The sequence below is a fragment of the Microbacterium sp. JZ101 genome (assembly GCF_053903175.1).
Genome location: NZ_CP096400.1, coordinates 2,377,348 through 2,394,250 on the forward strand (window position 1 = coordinate 2,377,348; position 16,903 = coordinate 2,394,250).

Genomic DNA, 16,903 nt, shown 5'->3' on the forward strand with positions numbered 1-16,903 from the left:
GGGCGTGGCTCGGTGCGACGAGGGCGGGCCACCGGAGATCCGGTGGCCCGCCCTCGTCGCGTCGCGCGCTACTTCTTCTTCGCGGCCCTGCGCTGCTCGCGGTTCTGCGGCACGGGCGCCGCGGCGCCGTCGTCGTCGGTCCGCTGGCCGAACGCCCCGCGCGGCGCGTCCTTCTGACGGGCGCGGTCGGTCTGCGACTTCTGGACCTGGCCGCGCTCGTTGCGCACCTCGACGTCGCCGTCCTCGCTGGGCGCCGAGTACTCGAGACGCTGCTCGGCCGGCGCCTCGGCGAGGCCCTTGGCCTCCACCTGCGGCGCGGCCTGGTCGTCCTCGCCGACCTTGCGCACCTCGACCTCGAGGTTGAAGAGGTAGCCGACGGCCTCCTCCTTGATCTGCCCCATCATCGCCTGGAACATCGAGTACCCCTCGCGCTGGTACTCGATGAGCGGGTCGCGCTGCGCCATGGCCCGCAGGCCGATGCCGTCCTTGAGGTAGTCCATCTCGTAGAGGTGGTCGCGCCAGCGGCGGTCGAGCACCTGGAGCACGACGCGGCGCTCGAGCTCGCGCACGGCCTTCTCGCCCAGCTGCTCCTCGCGCTTCGCGTACGCGATCTTCGCGTCGCTGAGCAGCTCGCGCTTGAGCGCCTCGGCGGTGATGCCGCCCTTGCGCGCCCCGGCCTCGGCCACGACCTCGTCGATCGTCACGCCGACCGGGTACAGCGTCTTGAGCTCGGTCCAGAGCGCGTCGAAGTCCCAGCTCTCGTTGTGGCCGCCCGACGTGTGGTCGTCGACGATCGCCGTGATGGCGTCCTCGATGAAGTGCTCGACGCGGTCCTTGATGTCGTCGCCGTGCAGGATGGTCCGGCGGTCGGCGTAGATCGCCTCGCGCTGGCGGTTGAGGACGTCGTCGTACTTCAGGACGTTCTTGCGGGCCTCGGCGTTGCGCGACTCGACGGCGGCCTGCGCGTTCTTGATAAGGCGCGAGACGAGCTTCGACTCGATCGCGACGTCGTCCGGGAAGTCGGTGCGCGACAGGAGCGCGTCTGCCGGGCCCGACTGGAAGCGGCGCATGAGGTCGTCGGTGAGGCTCAGGTAGAAGCGGCTCTCACCGGGGTCGCCCTGACGGCCGGCGCGTCCTCGGAGCTGGTTGTCGATGCGACGCGACTCGTGGCGCTCGGTGCCGAGCACGTAGAGACCGCCGGCCTCGCGCACCTTGGCCGCCTCCTCCTCGACGCGCTCCTTGACGGCGTCGAAGACGGCGGGCCACTCGGCCTCGTACTCCTCCGGCGTCTCCTCGGGAGAGAGGCCCTTGGCCTTCATCTCCTGGACGGCGATGAACTCCGCGTTGCCGCCGAGCATGATGTCGGTGCCTCGACCCGCCATGTTGGTCGCGACCGTGACGGCGCCGAGCTGACCGGCGCGCGCGACGACCTCGGCCTCGCGTGCGTGGTTCTTCGCGTTGAGGACCTCGTGCCGGATGCCCTTCTTCGACAGCAGGCGCGACAGGTACTCGCTCTTCTCGACGCTGACCGTGCCGACGAGCACCGGCTGACCGTTCGCGTGGCGCTCCGCGATGTCCTCGACGACCTGCGCGAACTTGCCCTGCTCGTTCTTGTAGACGAGGTCGGTCTGGTCCTTGCGGACCATGGGCCGGTTGGTCGGGATCGGGATGACCCCGAGCTGGTATGTCGACATGAACTCGGCGGCCTCGGTCTCGGCCGTGCCCGTCATGCCCGCGAGCTTGTCGTAGAGGCGGAAGTAGTTCTGCAGCGTGACGGTGGCGAGCGTCTGGTTCTCGGCCTTGACCGGGACGCCCTCCTTCGCCTCGATCGCCTGGTGCATGCCCTCGTTGTAGCGGCGGCCCACGAGGATACGGCCGGTGTGCTCGTCGACGATCATGACCTCGTCGTTCATGACGACGTAGTCGGTGTCGCGCTTGAAGAGGGCCTTGGCCTTGATCGAGTTGTTGAGGAACGAGATGAGCGGGGTGTTCGCCGACTCGTACAGGTTGTCGATGCCGAGGTAGTCCTCGACCTTCTCGATGCCCGCCTCGAGAACGCCGACCGTGCGCTTCTTGATGTCGACCTCGTAGTCGACGCCCTCCTCGAGGGTGCGCGCGATCTTGGCGAACTCGGCGAACCAGCGGTTGGCCTCGCCCGACGACGGGCCCGAGATGATGAGCGGCGTGCGGGCCTCGTCGATGAGGATCGAGTCGACCTCGTCGACCACCGCGAAGAAGTGGCCGCGCTGGACGAGATCCTCCTTGCGCCACGCCATGTTGTCGCGCAGGTAGTCGAAGCCGAACTCGTTGTTCGTGCCGTAGGTGATGTCGGCCGCGTACTGCTCCCGGCGCACGGCGGGCGTCTGGCCCGACACGATGATGCCTGTGGTCATGCCGAGGGCGCGGTACACGCGGCCCATGAGCTCGGCCTGATACGACGCGAGGTAGTCGTTGACGGTGACGACGTGGACGCCCTTGCCGGCGATCGCGTTGAGGTACGAGGGGAACGTGGCGACGAGCGTCTTGCCCTCACCGGTCTTCATCTCGGCGATGTTGCCCAGGTGGAGCGCGGCCCCGCCCATGAGCTGCACGTCGTACGCGCGCATCCCGAGCGTGCGCTTGGCGGCCTCGCGGACCGCCGCGAACGCCTCGGGCATGAGCTGGTCGAGCGTCTCGCCCTTCTCGTGGCGCGCGCGGAGCTCAGCGGTCTCGCTGCGCAGCTCCTCGTCGGTCAGCTTCGCGTAGTCCTCCTCGAGGGCGTTCACGGCGGTGACCACCCGCTGCAGCTGCCGTCGGACGCGTCCTTCGCCGGCACGGAGCAGCTTCTCGAACGGATTTGCCACGTATCACTCCTCGATCGGGTGCCTCATCCCGGGCGGATGGGCCAGGTCGCCGTCGAACGGCGACGGGCATACTCGCCCATGTTATCCGGCCGTGACAATGACCGGCCAGCAGACTCTCAGTCGGCGCGCTCACCCCATCCGCCCGACGCGCTCAGCTGTCGGAGGAGGTGCGCGTTGCGGCGGCGGATGAGGCGGCGCAGATACGGAACGAGGACGAGCCGCTCCGCGATCGCGCCGAGCACCGGCGCGGCGAGCTCGATCTCATCGATCATGCGCGACCCCGCGCCGTGCGGCTCGAACACGTGAACGTGGCGGAACAGCCGGAACGGTCCGCGCATCTGCTCATCGACGAAGCGCACCCCCTCCTCCAGCTCGGTGATCACCGAGGTCATCGTCCACGGGACGCCGAAGTGCCAGGCGCGCCAGGTGACCGTCTCCCCGAGGCCGATCGAGCCCGCCGTGACGCCCCCGATCGCGCGCTCGCGCGACGAGGCCATGGACGCGACGTGCGCATCGACGTCGAGCGACACCGCGAACAGGCGCTCCGGCGGGAAGCCGGTGTCCGACACGATCGTGAAGCGGCTGCTCATAGCGCGATGCTCGCATGGCGCCCGCTCGAGACGGCGCAGCCCGCGCCAGGTGTCGACTCCGCGCCGAGCGCCGCGCCCCTGCCGCCGTCATCGGCGCGGACTGGCACACTCGCGCGCGCACCGCGACTTCGGCGCCGACGCGCACACTCGCGCCGGCGCCGCACCCGATGTCTCGACGTCGAGAGACGATGCGCGGCTCCTTGAGAGGATGGCCCCGAGCGGCTCGCGCCGCGGGAGGGGGATGCGGATGGCCGACACCGAGCGGATCGCGGTCGTCGCGGGGGCGAGCGGCTTCGTCGGACGCGCGCTCGTCCGCGCGCTCGAGGCGGAGGGGCACACGGTTCGCACGATCGGCCGCGGCGGACCCGCCCGGTGGGACGACCCCGCGTCGATCGCCGCGGCGATCGATGGCGCGGATCTCGTCGTGAACCTCGCCGGGAAGTCCGTCAACTGCCGGTACACCGATCCCCATCGCGACGAGATCCTGCGGTCCCGCGTCGACACGACTCGCGCGCTCCGCGAGGCGATCGCCGCCTCAGCGCGGCCTCCGCGCGTGTGGATGAACGCGAGCACGGCGACCATCTACCGGCACGCGACGGACCGCCCTCAGACCGAGAGCACGGGCGAGCTGGGCACGGGCTTCTCGGTCGACGTAGCGCGGGAGTGGGAGCGCGAGCTCTTCGCGGGCGACCTCCCGGCCACGCGCCGCGTCGCGCTGCGGATGGCCATCGTCCTCGGCGACGGGCCGGCGACCCGGCTGCTCTTCCTCCTCGCCCGCCTCGGCATCGGCGGCCCGCAGATCGACGGATGGTGGTTCCCCCATCGCCGCTACCGCGGGATCGGCTCCGCCCCGAGCGGCGACGGACGCGCCCCGCGGCACCGCACGGGCGGCCGCCAGCGGTTCAGCTGGGTGCACATCGACGACGTGATCGCGGCCATCCGCTTCCTCGAGACGCGCGACGACATCGACGGCGTCGTCAACGTCGCGTCTCCGAACCCGAGCGACAATCGCACGCTCATGCGGACCCTGCGCCGCATCGTCGGCGCGCGCTTCGGCCTGCCCGCGTGGCGCTTCATGCTCGAGCCCGCGATGTGGGTCATCCGCACCGAGCCCGAGCTCGTGCTGAAGAGCAGGTGGGTCGTTCCCGAGCGGCTCATCGCCGCCGGCTTCCGCTTCTCGCACCCCGCCCTCCTCGAGGCGCTGCAGGACGTCGCGCCGCACCGCTGACCTGCGAGGATGCCGCGAATCGGCGACCGGATCCCTTACCGCATGGCGGTCGGCTTGTCGAGGGTGCATCCGCAGCGTCACGCGCTGTCTATCATTCAGTCAGGAGCTGTTCACGAGACGTCGTCCGGGAATCCCCGCCTCCGTCGGATCGGCTCCATGTTCCCCGTCCTGACGGCGTCCGCCGTAAGTAGATACGAGGTGATTGATGACGCTTCTGGGCACCCCTTCCGGTCGCACCGCACACTCCCCGCGCGAGGTCGCTCCCGACCATGCCGCCACGCGCCTTCATGACGGGATCCTGCATCTCGTCGAGGAGTCCACACCGGACGAGGCCCAGACAGCCGATCTCCTCGCGCTCGCCGATCTCCTCGAGCGCGCGGGCCTGCAGCCGCTCCTCCTGCGCCGGACGAGTGGGCGCCCCGCCCTCGCGCTCGACGTCGAGGACAAGCCCGCCGCGCTCGCCGCGCTGGCCGCCGACGAGGGTCCGTGGGCGGCGGCGCGCTCGGCCCGACGCGTTCCCGTGCCGCTCTCCTCGGGGGTCGAGTCCGCGTTCGCGAAGGACGTCGCGGTGCTCTTCCGCCCGCGCATCGTGCCGTCGGGCACGCTGAGCTACGGCGCCGACTGCGGCGTGCGCCTCGAGTTCTGGCGTCGCGAGGGCGCCATCGTGCGCGCCCCGCGACGGAACGCGCTGACCCGCCACGTGATCGCGGCGGACGACCTCGCTCTGACGACCATCCGCCGGCATGGACGCGAGTGGCGCACGCTCGAGGGGATGTTCGATGCGGGTCCGCACGAGGTGACCTTCGACATCGACATGGTCTTCTCGTGGGTCGACGGCTCGTCCAACGACTTCCAGCGCGAGCGCGCGAAGCGCATGAACGCCTACGTCGTCGGGGAGGGCGACGCGCACGCCGCGCGCTACCGCCACGTCGACGAGCTGCGCTACGCCCTGCGCAGCGTGCACATGTTCGCCCCGTGGGTCCGCCGCATCTTCATCGCGACCGACAGCCCCGCGCCGCGCTGGCTCGCCGAGCACCCGCGGGTGACGATCGTCCGCAGCGAGGAGTTCTTCGCCGACCCGACGGTCCTCCCGACCCACAACTCGCACGCCGTCGAGGCGCAGCTGCACCGCATCCCGGGCATCGCCGAGCACTTCCTGTACTCGAACGACGACATGTTCTTCGGCCGTCCGGTCTCCCCCGAGATGTTCTTCACCGCGGGCGGGCTCACGAAGTACGTCGAATGCGGCGTGCGCATCGGCGTCGGCCCCTCGCGACCGAGCCGGTCCGGCCACGACAACGCGGCGCGCGTCAACCGCGACCTCCTGCGCGAGCGCTTCGGACGGGTCATCCTTCGCGATCTGCAGCACTGCGCCACGCCGCACAGCCGCGAGGTGATGTTCGAGCTGGAGCGCGAGTTCCCCGAGGAGTTCGCGCGGACGGCGGCGGCCCGCTTCCGCAGCGCGACCGACATCTCGGTCACGAACTCGCTCTACCACTACTACGCGACGTTCACCGGACGAGCTCTCGCGACGACCGAGCCGCGGACGGCGTACATCCAGACGACGCAGCGCGATGCGCCAGCGCGGATGGGGCGACTGCTGGCCGGGCGGGACGTCGACATGTTCTGCCTCAACGACGGCAGCGAGCCCGAGCTGCCGGAGGAGCTGCGCGCACGGGTCGTCCGGGAGACGCTCGAGGCCTACTTCCCCGTCAAGGCGCCGTGGGAGAGCGACTGACCGTCACCCCACGAGCGGCAGCGGCTCCGTCGGCGGCGCGACCTGCTCGGCGACCGGCGCGTCGGATGCGACCGTGCGGGACGGGCTCGCGGGCGGGATGACCACGCCCGCGCGCTCGAGCCGGCGCGCGGTCTCCTCGGCCGAGGTGATCTCGGCGGGCGGCGCGTCCGAGAACGGCACCACAGAGTGGACGATCGTCTCGTCGTAGACGTGCACGAGGTTGTACGACTGCGCGCCGTCGCGCGGCTGCATGCCGCCGTCGGCGATGCGCAGGTCCTGCGTGTAGCAGGACGACGACGCGACCGACACCGGGATCCCGGCGAACGTCGCCGTCGACGAGAAGTGCACGTGGCCCGCGAGGATGGCACGGACGTCGCTCCCCCGCAGCACCTCGGCGAGCGCCTGCTGATCGCGCAGCTCGACGAGCGTCGCGAGATCGAGGACGCACGGGATGGGCGGGTGGTGCATCGCGAGGATGGTCCCGCGCGGCGCGGGCAGGGCGAGCTCGAGCGACAGCCACTCGAGCTGCTCCGCCGACACCTCGCCGTGGTGCGCTCCGGGCACCGACGTGTCGAGCACGATGACGCGAAGCCCGTCGAGGTCGTGGACCGCGTCGACCGGTGCGTCGCCCGCCTCGCCGAGGAGCTCGCGTCGGAACGGGTCGCGGGCGTCGTGGTTGCCCATGACCCAGATCACGCGCGCCCCGATGCGCTCCGCGGCGGGCGCGACGGCGTCGCGGAGCTGCCGGTAGGCGTCGCGCTCGCCGAGATCGGCGAGGTCGCCGGTGAAGACCAGCGCGTCGGGGCGCGCCCCGGACTGCTCGATCTCCGCGAGCATGCGGCTCACGTGCTCGGCGGCGTCGATCCCGAAGACGCCGCCCTCGGCTCTCAGATGCGTGTCGCTCAGATGGACGAGCACGTGACTCGGGCGCGCGTACTCGGATCTCCGTGGCGTCATCGACGGTCCGGCCATGTTCGCGATGGTAGCGAGGCGCCTCGCACTCTCAGCGCGACACAAGGCGATGTCCGGGAATCTCTGCGATCCGCCATCCGATCGGTACGCTCGTATCTGCATACGCGGCATCCCTTTTCGCCGCGCGGACCGGAGGTGCGGATGTCGGTGCGACACGGACTGCTGGCGATCCTGGATCAGGGCCCCTGCTACGGGTACCAGCTGCGCACCGAGTTCGCGCGCCGCACGGGGGGAACGCGCACCCTCAACGTCGGGCAGATCTACAACACGCTCGAGCGCCTCGAGCGCGACGGGCTCGTCGAGCGCGGCGAACCCGACGCGCAGGGGCACGTCTACTGGAGCATCACGCCCGCCGGCCGCGAGGCGGCGCACCTGTGGCTCGAGACGCCCGTGGATCCATCCGATCGCGACGCGCTCGCGGTCAAGCTCGCCCTCGCCGCGACCCTCCCGGGCGTCGACGCGGGCGCCGTGCTCCGCGCCGAGCGCGAGGCCGTCGACGCCCGGATCGAGGGTCTGCGCGCCGCCGTGTACCCCGGTTCGGAGCAGGAGGGGCCCGAGCGGGTCGCGTGGTCGCTGATCTCCGACGCGCTCCTCTTCTCCGCGGAGGCGGATGCCCGCTGGCTCGCGCACGCCGAGGAGCGTCTCGCCGCGCATTCCGACCACGCGCTCGCGCTCGACCTCTCGACCGAGCGCCCGAAGCGCGGCCGCCCCGCGCGCCCCGTCGCCGCCGTCTGACGCACGGCTGCTGCCGCGTTCCGCGGCAACCGCGACGCGAACCGGCCCCCGAATCGAGCCCTCCCGCGCACCTCGAACACCTGCCACAACTAAAGCGCTTTACATTGCGCCGATTCTCCCGTACGCTCGCTCATCAGCACCCGGAGAGCGCGAAGGCGCGTGCTCCCGATGAGTGCCTCGAACACGAGGAGAAGGAACATGGCAAAGAAGGCATGGGCAGGCGCCGCGATGCTCGCCGGCGGTGCGCTGCTGCTGACCGCGTGCGGCGGCGGCGCGGCGAACGACGCCGACAACACCATCGACGGCGAGCCCTCGGGCGAGATCAAGGTCGTCACCTGGCGCACCGACCTCGTCGAGGACGGCACGTTCGAGAAGTACGCGGAGGAGTTCCAGAAGCTCCACCCCGACGTGACCGTGACGTTCGAGGGCATCACCGACTACGAGGGCGAGATGAAGACGCGCCTCAGCACGACGAACTACGGCGACGTCATCGGCATCCCCTCGATGCTGCCGAGCCAGTACGAGCAGTTCCTCGAGCCGCTCGGCGAGACCGAGGAGCTCGCCGACACGTACCGCTTCCTCACGACGCACACCTACGAGGGCACGCAGTACGGCCTCGCGGTCGGCGGCAACGCCAACGGCATCCTCTACAACAAGCGGGTGTTCGAGGAGGCGGGCGTCGAGACGCTGCCGACGACCGAGGACGAGTGGCTCGAGGCGCTCCGTCTCGTCGACGAGAACACCGACGCCATCCCGTACTACACGAACTACAAGGACGGATGGCCGCTGTCGCAGGCCTTCAGCAACCTCGGCGCGATCACGAACGACCCCGACGCGGGCATCACGCTCGCCGAGGACCCCGAGCCGTGGACCGAGGGCACCGACGTCTACGCGATCGACTCGCTGCTCTACGAGACCGTCGCGGCGGGTCTCACCGAGGACGACCCCCTCGCGACGAACTGGGAGAAGTCGAAGGTCGACTTCGCGACGGGCCGGATCGCCACGATGGCGCTCGGCTCCTGGGCCGTGTCGCAGATGCAGGCCGCGGCCGAGGAGAACGGCGCCTCCCCCGAGGACGTCGGCTTCATGGCCTTCCCCGCGAACGTCGACGGCCAGCAGTACGCCACGATCGGCGGCGACTACAACCTCGGCGTGAGCCGCCACTCCGAGCACAAGGCCGCGGCCTGGGCCTTCATCCAGTGGCTCATCGAGGACTCGGGCTTCACCGAGACGCAGAACATGATCTCGACCGTCATCGACAAGCCCGCGCCCGACTATCTCGCCGAGCTCGAGTCCGCCGGCGTCGAGCTCCTCGAGACGAACCCCGCGCCCGAGGGCAAGGAGAACCTCCTCCGCGAGATCGCGGACACGGCGCAGATCGACCTGTGGGGCCCGCTGTACCGGCAGAAGCTCGTCGACATCGCCCGCGGCGCCGCCGACGGCGACAAGGAGACCTCCTTCGCCGAGCTGAACTCGACCTGGAGCGACGCCCAGGCCCGGGTCGGCGAGTAAGCCCCCTCACGAGACGGAGACACCATGACGACCTCGGCTCCCGCCGGCGCATCCGCCGCCACGCGCGCCGCCGTCATCGTGCCCTCGCCCGAGCGCCGGGGGCGCGGCTCGCGCCGCGACCCCGGCGCCCCCGGGCGCGGGGCGCCGACGAGCCGGACCGCTCTGCAGCGACTGACCCCCTGGTTCTTCCTCTCGGGAGCGGTGGGCCTGCTGCTCCTCTTCAGCTACTGGCCCGCCCTCAACCTGCTGTACTACAGCGTCACGGACTGGGACGGCCTCGACCTCGAGAAGAACTTCGTCGGGCTCGAGAACTACATCGAGGTCTTCACGAACCCGCGCATCTTCAGCGTGTTCGGCGTGAGCCTCTACTACTTCGCCGCGTCCTTCGCGCAGATGGCGATCGCGCTCTACTTCGCCACCCTCCTGAGCTTCTCGACGAGGTTCTCGAACTTCTTCCGCGGCGTCCTGTTCTTCCCGTACCTCATCAACGGCGTCGCGATCGGCTTCGTCTTCCTGTACCTCTTCCAGCCGGGCGGCACGCTCGACACGGTGCTCTCCTGGTTCGGCGTGGCAGAGCCTCCGCAGTGGCTCGGCGACCCGGAGGTCGTGAACTACTCGCTCGCCGCGACGTCGGTGTGGCGGTACACCGGCCTCAACTTCGTCCTGTTCCTCGGCGCGATCCAGTCGATCCCCGGCGACCTGTACGAGGCCGCCGAGCTCGACGGGGCGAGCCGCTGGCAGCAGTTCTGGGCGATCATCTTCCCCGGCATCCGCCGCATCATCGGCCTCTCGTTCATCCTCGCCATCTCCGGCAGCCTGAGCGTCTTCGAGGTCCCGTTCGTCATGACCGGCGGGGCCAACGGATCGAGCACGTTCGTGATCGAGACCCTCTCGACCGCGTTCAGCTTCCGCAACGTCGGGCTCGCGTCCGCCATGGCGGTCGTGCTGCTCGCGATCGTCCTGCTGGTGACGTGGATCCAGCGACTGGTGTTCCCCGACGAGAAGGTTGACCTGACATGACCGCGATCGCATCCGCGCGCACCCCGCTCATGCGACTGCGCAGCATGAGCGCCACGACGGCCAAGTACGTCAGCCTGATCATCGGCGCGGTCCTCACGCTGCTCCCGCTGTCGGTCGTGCTCATCGCCGCGCTCAAGACCGAGCAGGAGTACCTGCAGACCGGTCCGTTCGACCCTCCGGCCAACTGGCTCAACCTCGAGAACTTCGCGACGGCGTTCGAGAGCGGCCGGATGCTCGAGGGGTTCGTCAACACCCTCATCGTCCTCGGCGTCTCGCTCGTGGGCACCATCATCCTCGGCACGATGTGCGCGTACGCGCTCGATCGCTTCGCCTTCCGCGGGAAGAAGCTCATCTTCGGGCTCTTCCTCGTCGCGACGCTCATCCCCGGCGTGACGACGCAGGTGGCGACCTTCCAGCTCATCAACGGCATGGGCCTCTACGACACCAAGATCGCGCTGATCCTGCTCTTCATGGGCACCGACATCATCGCCATCTACCTGTTCATCCAGTTCATGTCGTCGATCCCCGTCTCCCTCGACGAGGCGGCCATGATCGACGGCGCGAGCCGGTGGACGATCTACTGGCGCGTCATCCTGCCGCTGCTGCGCCCCGCGATCGCGACCGTCGTCATCATCAAGGGCATCGCGGTCTACAACGAGTTCTACATGCCGTTCCTCTACCTGCCGTCCGAGGGGCTCATCTCGACGTCGCTGTTCCGCTTCAAGGGGCCGTTCGGCGCGCAGTGGGAGCTCATCGCCGCCGGCTCGATCCTCGTCATCATCCCGACCCTGGTCGCCTTCCTGTTCCTGCAGAAGTGGATCTACCGGGGCCTCACCTCAGGAGCCGTCAAGTGACCGACATCCTCGCCCTCGCCCCCGCCGTCATCCGCCGCGACCTGCACGAAGGCTGGAGCGCGCGCGCCGTGGCCGGCCCGGTCCCGGAGTCGGTCGCGGGCGCGACCATCCCCGCGACGGTGCCCGGGTGCATCCACACCGATCTGCTCGCGGCCGGCCTCATCGACGACCCGTATCTCGACGACAACGAGGCCGCCCAGCGGTGGATCGGGCTGACCGACTGGACGTACGAGACGACGTTCACGTGGTCGGCGGATGGCCATGAGCGGCACGATCTCGTGTTCGACGGTCTCGACACGGTCGCGACGGTGACCCTGAACGGGCGCGTCGTGCTCGAGTCCGCGAACCAGCACCGCACCTACCGCGTCGACGCGCGGGACGCGCTTGTCGAGGGCCACAACGTGCTCGTCGTGGCGTTCTCCTCGCCCGTGAAGTACGCGGGCGCCCGCAGCATGGAGTACGGCGCCCGACCGCGCCCGTACCCGCTGCCGTACGAGGCCATCCGGAAATCCGCCGCGAGCTTCGGCTGGGACTGGGGCATCGCGACCGCGACGAGCGGCATCTGGCGGCCCGTGCGGCTCGAGTCCTGGTCCATCGCGCGCATCGCCGAGGTGCGCGTGGACGCCGCGCCGACCCCGGATGGCGGCGCGCTGCGCGCGGATGTGCGCGTCGAGCGCGCGGACGCCGATCGCGCACTGCATCTCGCGGTCGAGATCGACGGCCGCACGGCCGAGGCGGAGCTCGCCATGGGGGTGGACGCCGCGCACATCGAGGTCGCGGTCCCGGGCGCCGCGCTCTGGTGGCCTGCCGGCTACGGGGAGCAGCCGCTGTACGACGTGCGGCTCGCGCTGTCAGCCGATGACGCGCCGCTCGACGAGGCGACCCATCGGGTCGGCTTCCGCTCGGCGCGCTGGGACACGACCCCCGATGCCGACGGCACGCCGTTCGCGCTGCACGTCAACGACGTGCCGGTGTTCGTCAAGGGCGTGAACTGGATCCCCGACGACGCGCTCGTCACGCGCGTCGACGCCGCCCGCTACGAGCGTCGGCTCCGTCAGGCGCAGGCCGCCGGCATCAACCTCATCCGCATCTGGGGCGGCGGCATCTACGAGTCGGACGACCTCTTCCGCCTGTGCGACGAGCTGGGGCTCCTCACCTGGCAGGACTTCCTGCTCGCGTGCGCGGCCTACCCCGAGGAGGAGCCGCTGCGCGGCGAGATCGAGGCCGAGGCGCGCGATCAGATCGTGCGGCTGTCCGCTCACCCCTCGCTCGTGCTCCTGTGCGGCAGCAACGAGAACCTCATGGGCTTCGCGGAGTGGGGATGGCAGACGGCCCTCGACGGTGCGACGTGGGGTGCGCACTACTACTTCGAGCTCTTCCCGTCGCTCGTCGCCGAGCTCGCGCCGCACATCCCCTACGCTCCCGGCAGCCCGTTCAGCCCGAACGGCGAGGGTCCGAGCGACGACGCCCACGGATCCGTGCACCTCTGGGAGCAGTGGAACCGCCAGGACTGGCTCACCTACCGCGACCACCGGCCGCGCTTCGTCGCCGAGTTCGGATGGCAGGGCCCGGCGACGTGGACCACGCTGCGCGACGCCGTGTCCGACGATCCGCTCACTCCGGAGTCGCCGGGGATGATCGTCCACCAGAAGGCGATGGAGGGGAACACGAAGCTCACGAACGGGCTCCTCCCCCACTTCCGCATGCCGCGCGACATGGAGGGCTGGCACTGGGCGATGCAGCTCAACCAGGCGCTGGCCGTCCGGACGGCTCTCGAGCACTTCCGGTCCTGGGCCCCGGTCACGATGGGCGCGATCGTCTGGCAGCTCAACGACTGCTGGCCGGTCACGAGCTGGGCGGCGATCGACGGCGCCGAGCGGCTGAAGCCGCTGTGGCACGCCCTCAAGCAGGCCTTCGCGCCGCGGATCGCCACCATCCAGCCGCGCGGCGACGGGCTCGCGGTCGTCCTCTCGAACGACACGGGAGAGACGTGGGAGGGCACGCTCGCGACGGCCCGGCGCGGCTTCGACGGGACGGCCATCGCGGAGGACGCGCAGCCCTTCTCGATCCCGCCGCGCGGAACGACGACGCTCCCCCTTCGCCCGGAGCTCGCGACACCGGATGACGCGGCGGCCGAGCTCGTCGTCGCGTCGGCGGACGACGTGCGGGGCCTGTGGTTCTTCGCCGAGCCGCGCGACTCGCGCCTCGCTCCGGCCGTCCTCGACTTCGAGGTGCGCCCTGTCGACGGCGGCACCGAGGTCGAGATCACCGCGCGGAACCTCGTGCGCGACCTGTCCCTGCTCGTCGACAAGGCGCATCCCGACGCCGTCACGGAGGACGGGCTGTTCACCCTGCTGCCCGGCGAGACGGCCGTCTTCCGCGTGCGGCATCCGGAGCCGATCGATCTGCCCGCCCTCCTCTCCGAGCGGGTCATCCGCACGGCCAACGAGCTGGTCGCGCGATGACCCTCGACGACGGATACGTCTGCGGCATGACATGGGGGTGGACCGGCGTGCGCGGCACGTGGGCCACTCCCGCCGCGGCCGACTCGATGCGGCGGATGGCCGACCACTCCGTGACCTGGACGGCGCTCGCGTACGGCGCCCTGCAGGACACGGCGATCAGCACCGACATCCGCTTCCAGGACGAGCCCACCGTGACCGACGACGAGATCGTCTGGGCCATCCGCGAGGCGAAGGCGCTCGGGCTCAGGGTCTGCCTCAAGCCCGTCGTGAACGTCGCCGACGGGACCTGGCGCGCGCACATCGGCTTCTTCGACTGGGACGTGCCGGGCGAGCCGAGCTGGACGCAGTGGTTCGCGTCGTACCGCGCGTTCATCCTGCACGCCGCGCGCATCGCGGAGCGCGAGGGATGCGAGATGCTCTGCATCGGCTGCGAGATGGTGCGCGCCGACGCGCGCGAGGCCGAGTGGCGGGCGCTCATCGCGGATGTCCGCGCGGCGTACCGCGGTCTCGTCACCTACAACTGCGACAAGTACCAGGAGGACCGCATCACCTGGTGGGACGCGGTCGACGTCATCAGCTCCAGCGGCTACTACCCCGAGGACGCGTGGGAGGCGCAGCTCGACCGGATCGAGCCCGTCGTCGCCGCCCACGGCAAGCCGTTCCTGTTCCTGGAGGCCGGATGCCCGTCGCGCGAGGGGTCGGCCGCCCTCCCGAACGACTGGAGCCTCGCGGGCGCGCCCTCGGGTGAGGAGCAGCTGCGCTACTACCGGACGATGTTCGCCGCGTGCGATGCGCGCGACTGGGTGCGCGGATTCATGCTGTGGGACTGGCCCGCCCAGCTGTACGCCCCCGACGAGGCGGCGCGCAACGACGACTACTGCCCCTACGCCAAGCCCGCGGGCGGATGGCTGCGCGACGCGTACGCGGAGCGCGGGTGACCGCCGGGAGGAGAGAGATGACCGTCCTGTCGATCGACGCCGGCCAGACCGGCGTCCGCGCCCGCGTGGCCGGAGGCATCGTGCGAGAGTCCCCCGGGCTCCGCACCCACGAGCCCTTGCCCGTGCAGCTCGCCGCGGCCGCGCGGCGAGCGATCGACGAGGGCGCGACCGAGGTCGATGCCGTCGTCGTCGGGGCCTCGGGCCTCGTCGACGGCGGCGCCGACGCGGCCGCTCTGCACGCGCTCCTCGCCGATGCCGGCGTGCGCGAGGTGCGGCTCGCCCACGACTCCATCACGTCGTACCTCGGGGCCCTCGGCGATGTGCACGGAGCGGTCGTCGCCGCGGGGACCGGCGTCGTCACGCTCGCCGTGGGCCCCGAGAGCTCGTGCCGCGTCGACGGCTGGGGGCACATCATGGGCGACGCGGGCAGCGGCTACTGGATCGGCAGGGAGGCGCTCGACGCGGTCATGCGCGCGCACGACGGCCGCGGACCGGCGACCCTGCTGAGCGACGACGTGCGCACCGTGTGGCGCGACCTCGAGACCGCCTACATCCTGCTCCAGTCCGACCCGTCGCGCGTGAGCAGGGTCGCATCGTTCGCGCGCGCGGTCGCGCGCCGTGCGGCCGACGGCGATCCGGTCGCGCTCGACATCTCGCGGCGCGCCGGCGAGCAGCTCGCGCTGAGTGTCGTCGCCGGTCTCCGCCGAGCGGGGCTCGAGGGCGCGGACGCGCCCGTGGCCCCGGTCGGCGGCGTCTTCGGCTCGGCTCCGATCGCCGATGCCTTCTCGGCCGCGCTCGCCGGGCGCGCTCCCCATGCGCGCATCGTGACCGCGCGGGGCTCGGGCCTCGACGGCGCGACCCTGCTCTCGGGCGTGGGCCCCGGCCATCCGCTCGCCGCCTCGGTCGCGGTCGTGCGACGCTGAGCCGGTCCGCGCAGGCGTGGCATAGGGTTCTCGTGTGGCGGGGACACGACGGCGCACGGGGCGGGTGACGATCAGCGACATCGCGGCGCGCGCGGGGGTGTCGATCGGGGCCGTGTCGTTCGCGCTCAACGGCCGCAAGGGCGTCTCTGAGGAGACCCGTGCGCGCGTGCTGCGGGTCGCCGACGAGATGGGATGGGCCCCGGCCAGCAGCGCCCGCTCGCTCGCGGAGGCGCGCACCGAGACGTTCGGGCTCGTGCTCGCGCGCGATCCCCGCAACCTCGGCGTCGAGGCGTTCTACATGAAGTTCTTCGCGGGCCTCGAGAGCGAGCTCGCGGAGCGCTCGTACAGCCTCCTGCTGCAGGTCGTCCCCACGCCCGAGGCCGCGTACGCAACTCTCTCGAAGTGGCACAGCAGCGGCCGCGTCGACGGCATCATCCTCACCGACCTCGAGCTCGACGACCCCCGCATCGGCCTCTCGAAGGCGCGCAATGCGCTGCCCACCGTCGTCGTCGGAGACCCGGCCGTCTCGGGCGGGCTCACGACCGTGTGGACCGACGACGCGACCTCGATGCGGTCGGCGGTCGGCCACCTGCGCGAGCACGGCCACACGCGGATCGCCCGCGTGTCGGGCCTCGCCGCGCTCGCCCACACGAGCATCCGCGATGACGCGTTCGTCGCCGAGATGACGCGCGCGGGGCTCGAGCCGACGCTCGTCCACACCGACTACTCCCCCGAGGACGGCGCACGGGCGACGCGCGCGCTGCTCACCTCGCCGCACCGCCCCACCGCCCTCATCTTCGACAACGACGTCATGGCGGTGGCCGGGCTCACGGTCGCGATGGAGCTGGGCGTGCGGGTGCCCGACGAGCTGTCGATCATCGCGTGGGACGACTCGGTTCTGTGCGAGCACACGTTCCCGCAGCTCACGGCGCTCAGTCACGACGTCGTCGCCTTCGGGGCGCACGTCGCCCGGCGCCTGTTCGACCTCATCGACGGCGCCGCCCCGGCCGCGCACCTCGACTCCACCGCCCTCCTGCGCCCGCGCGGATCGACCGCCCGTGCGCCGCGGGAAGCGCCGTAGGATC

General features: G+C 71.0%; 13 protein-coding genes. 10 read left to right on the forward strand and 3 right to left on the reverse strand.

Features of this window, described 5'->3' with window-relative positions:
• Positions 1 to 68: 68 nt before the first annotated feature.
• A complete protein-coding gene (secA, locus tag M1D56_RS11080) occupies positions 69 to 2,843 on the reverse strand; it encodes a preprotein translocase subunit SecA (RefSeq protein WP_282978643.1) in 2,775 nt (924 codons plus the stop codon).
• A 116-nt stretch (positions 2,844 to 2,959) separates the two neighbouring features.
• Positions 2,960 to 3,433: an SRPBCC family protein gene (locus M1D56_RS11085; RefSeq protein WP_456283609.1), complete on the reverse strand. Its 474-nt coding sequence runs from the start codon at positions 3,431 to 3,433 to the stop codon at positions 2,960 to 2,962.
• A gap of 247 nt (positions 3,434 to 3,680) precedes the next feature.
• On the opposite strand from M1D56_RS11085, the gene M1D56_RS11090 reads away from it, so the two are divergent.
• Together M1D56_RS11090 and M1D56_RS11095 are read left to right on the forward strand one after the other, a co-directional pair.
• Positions 3,681 to 4,661 carry an epimerase gene (locus M1D56_RS11090; protein WP_456283610.1) on the forward strand — a complete coding sequence of 327 codons (981 nt, stop codon included), beginning with the start codon at positions 3,681 to 3,683 and terminating at the stop codon, positions 4,659 to 4,661.
• 205 nt (positions 4,662 to 4,866) lie between these two features.
• On the forward strand, positions 4,867 to 6,399 hold the full coding sequence (locus M1D56_RS11095) for a stealth family protein (RefSeq protein ID WP_282978646.1): 1,533 nt from the start codon (positions 4,867 to 4,869) through the stop codon (positions 6,397 to 6,399).
• Positions 6,400 to 6,402: 3 nt separating this feature from the next.
• Here M1D56_RS11095 and M1D56_RS11100 read toward each other — a convergent pair whose 3' ends face one another.
• Positions 6,403 to 7,371 (reverse strand): phosphodiesterase, encoded by a 969-nt coding sequence (locus M1D56_RS11100; protein ID WP_456283611.1) that lies wholly within the window; start codon positions 7,369 to 7,371, stop codon positions 6,403 to 6,405.
• Positions 7,372 to 7,512: 141 nt separating this feature from the next.
• Here M1D56_RS11100 and M1D56_RS11105 point away from each other — a divergent pair, with 141 nt between their 5' ends.
• The 8 genes from M1D56_RS11105 (at position 7,513) to M1D56_RS11140 (ending at position 16,899) form a co-directional block, all read left to right on the forward strand.
• Positions 7,513 to 8,106, forward strand: a complete 594-nt coding sequence (locus M1D56_RS11105; RefSeq protein WP_456283612.1) for a PadR family transcriptional regulator — start codon at positions 7,513 to 7,515, stop codon at positions 8,104 to 8,106.
• Between the two features lie 198 nt (positions 8,107 to 8,304).
• Positions 8,305 to 9,618 carry an ABC transporter substrate-binding protein gene (locus M1D56_RS11110; protein WP_456283613.1) on the forward strand — a complete coding sequence of 438 codons (1,314 nt, stop codon included), beginning with the start codon at positions 8,305 to 8,307 and terminating at the stop codon, positions 9,616 to 9,618.
• Positions 9,619 to 9,642: 24 nt separating this feature from the next.
• Positions 9,643 to 10,638, forward strand: a complete 996-nt coding sequence (locus tag M1D56_RS11115; RefSeq protein ID WP_282978650.1) for a carbohydrate ABC transporter permease — start codon at positions 9,643 to 9,645, stop codon at positions 10,636 to 10,638.
• Positions 10,635 to 11,492, forward strand: a complete 858-nt coding sequence (locus tag M1D56_RS11120; protein WP_282978652.1) for a carbohydrate ABC transporter permease — start codon at positions 10,635 to 10,637, stop codon at positions 11,490 to 11,492. The genes M1D56_RS11115 and M1D56_RS11120 overlap by 4 nt, the downstream gene beginning before the upstream one ends.
• Positions 11,489 to 13,957 (forward strand): glycoside hydrolase family 2 protein, encoded by a 2,469-nt coding sequence (locus tag M1D56_RS11125; protein ID WP_456283614.1) that lies wholly within the window; start codon positions 11,489 to 11,491, stop codon positions 13,955 to 13,957. Before M1D56_RS11120 ends, M1D56_RS11125 begins: the two co-directional genes overlap by 4 nt.
• Positions 13,954 to 14,895 carry a glycoside hydrolase family 113 gene (locus M1D56_RS11130; RefSeq protein WP_456283615.1) on the forward strand — a complete coding sequence of 314 codons (942 nt, stop codon included), beginning with the start codon at positions 13,954 to 13,956 and terminating at the stop codon, positions 14,893 to 14,895. Before M1D56_RS11125 ends, M1D56_RS11130 begins: the two co-directional genes overlap by 4 nt.
• Positions 14,896 to 14,912: 17 nt before the next feature.
• On the forward strand, positions 14,913 to 15,818 hold the full coding sequence (locus M1D56_RS11135; RefSeq protein ID WP_456283616.1) for an N-acetylglucosamine kinase: 906 nt from the start codon (positions 14,913 to 14,915) through the stop codon (positions 15,816 to 15,818).
• Between the two features lie 34 nt (positions 15,819 to 15,852).
• A complete protein-coding gene (locus M1D56_RS11140; protein ID WP_455970033.1) occupies positions 15,853 to 16,899 on the forward strand; it encodes a LacI family DNA-binding transcriptional regulator in 1,047 nt (348 codons plus the stop codon).
• Positions 16,900 to 16,903: the final 4 nt, after the last annotated feature.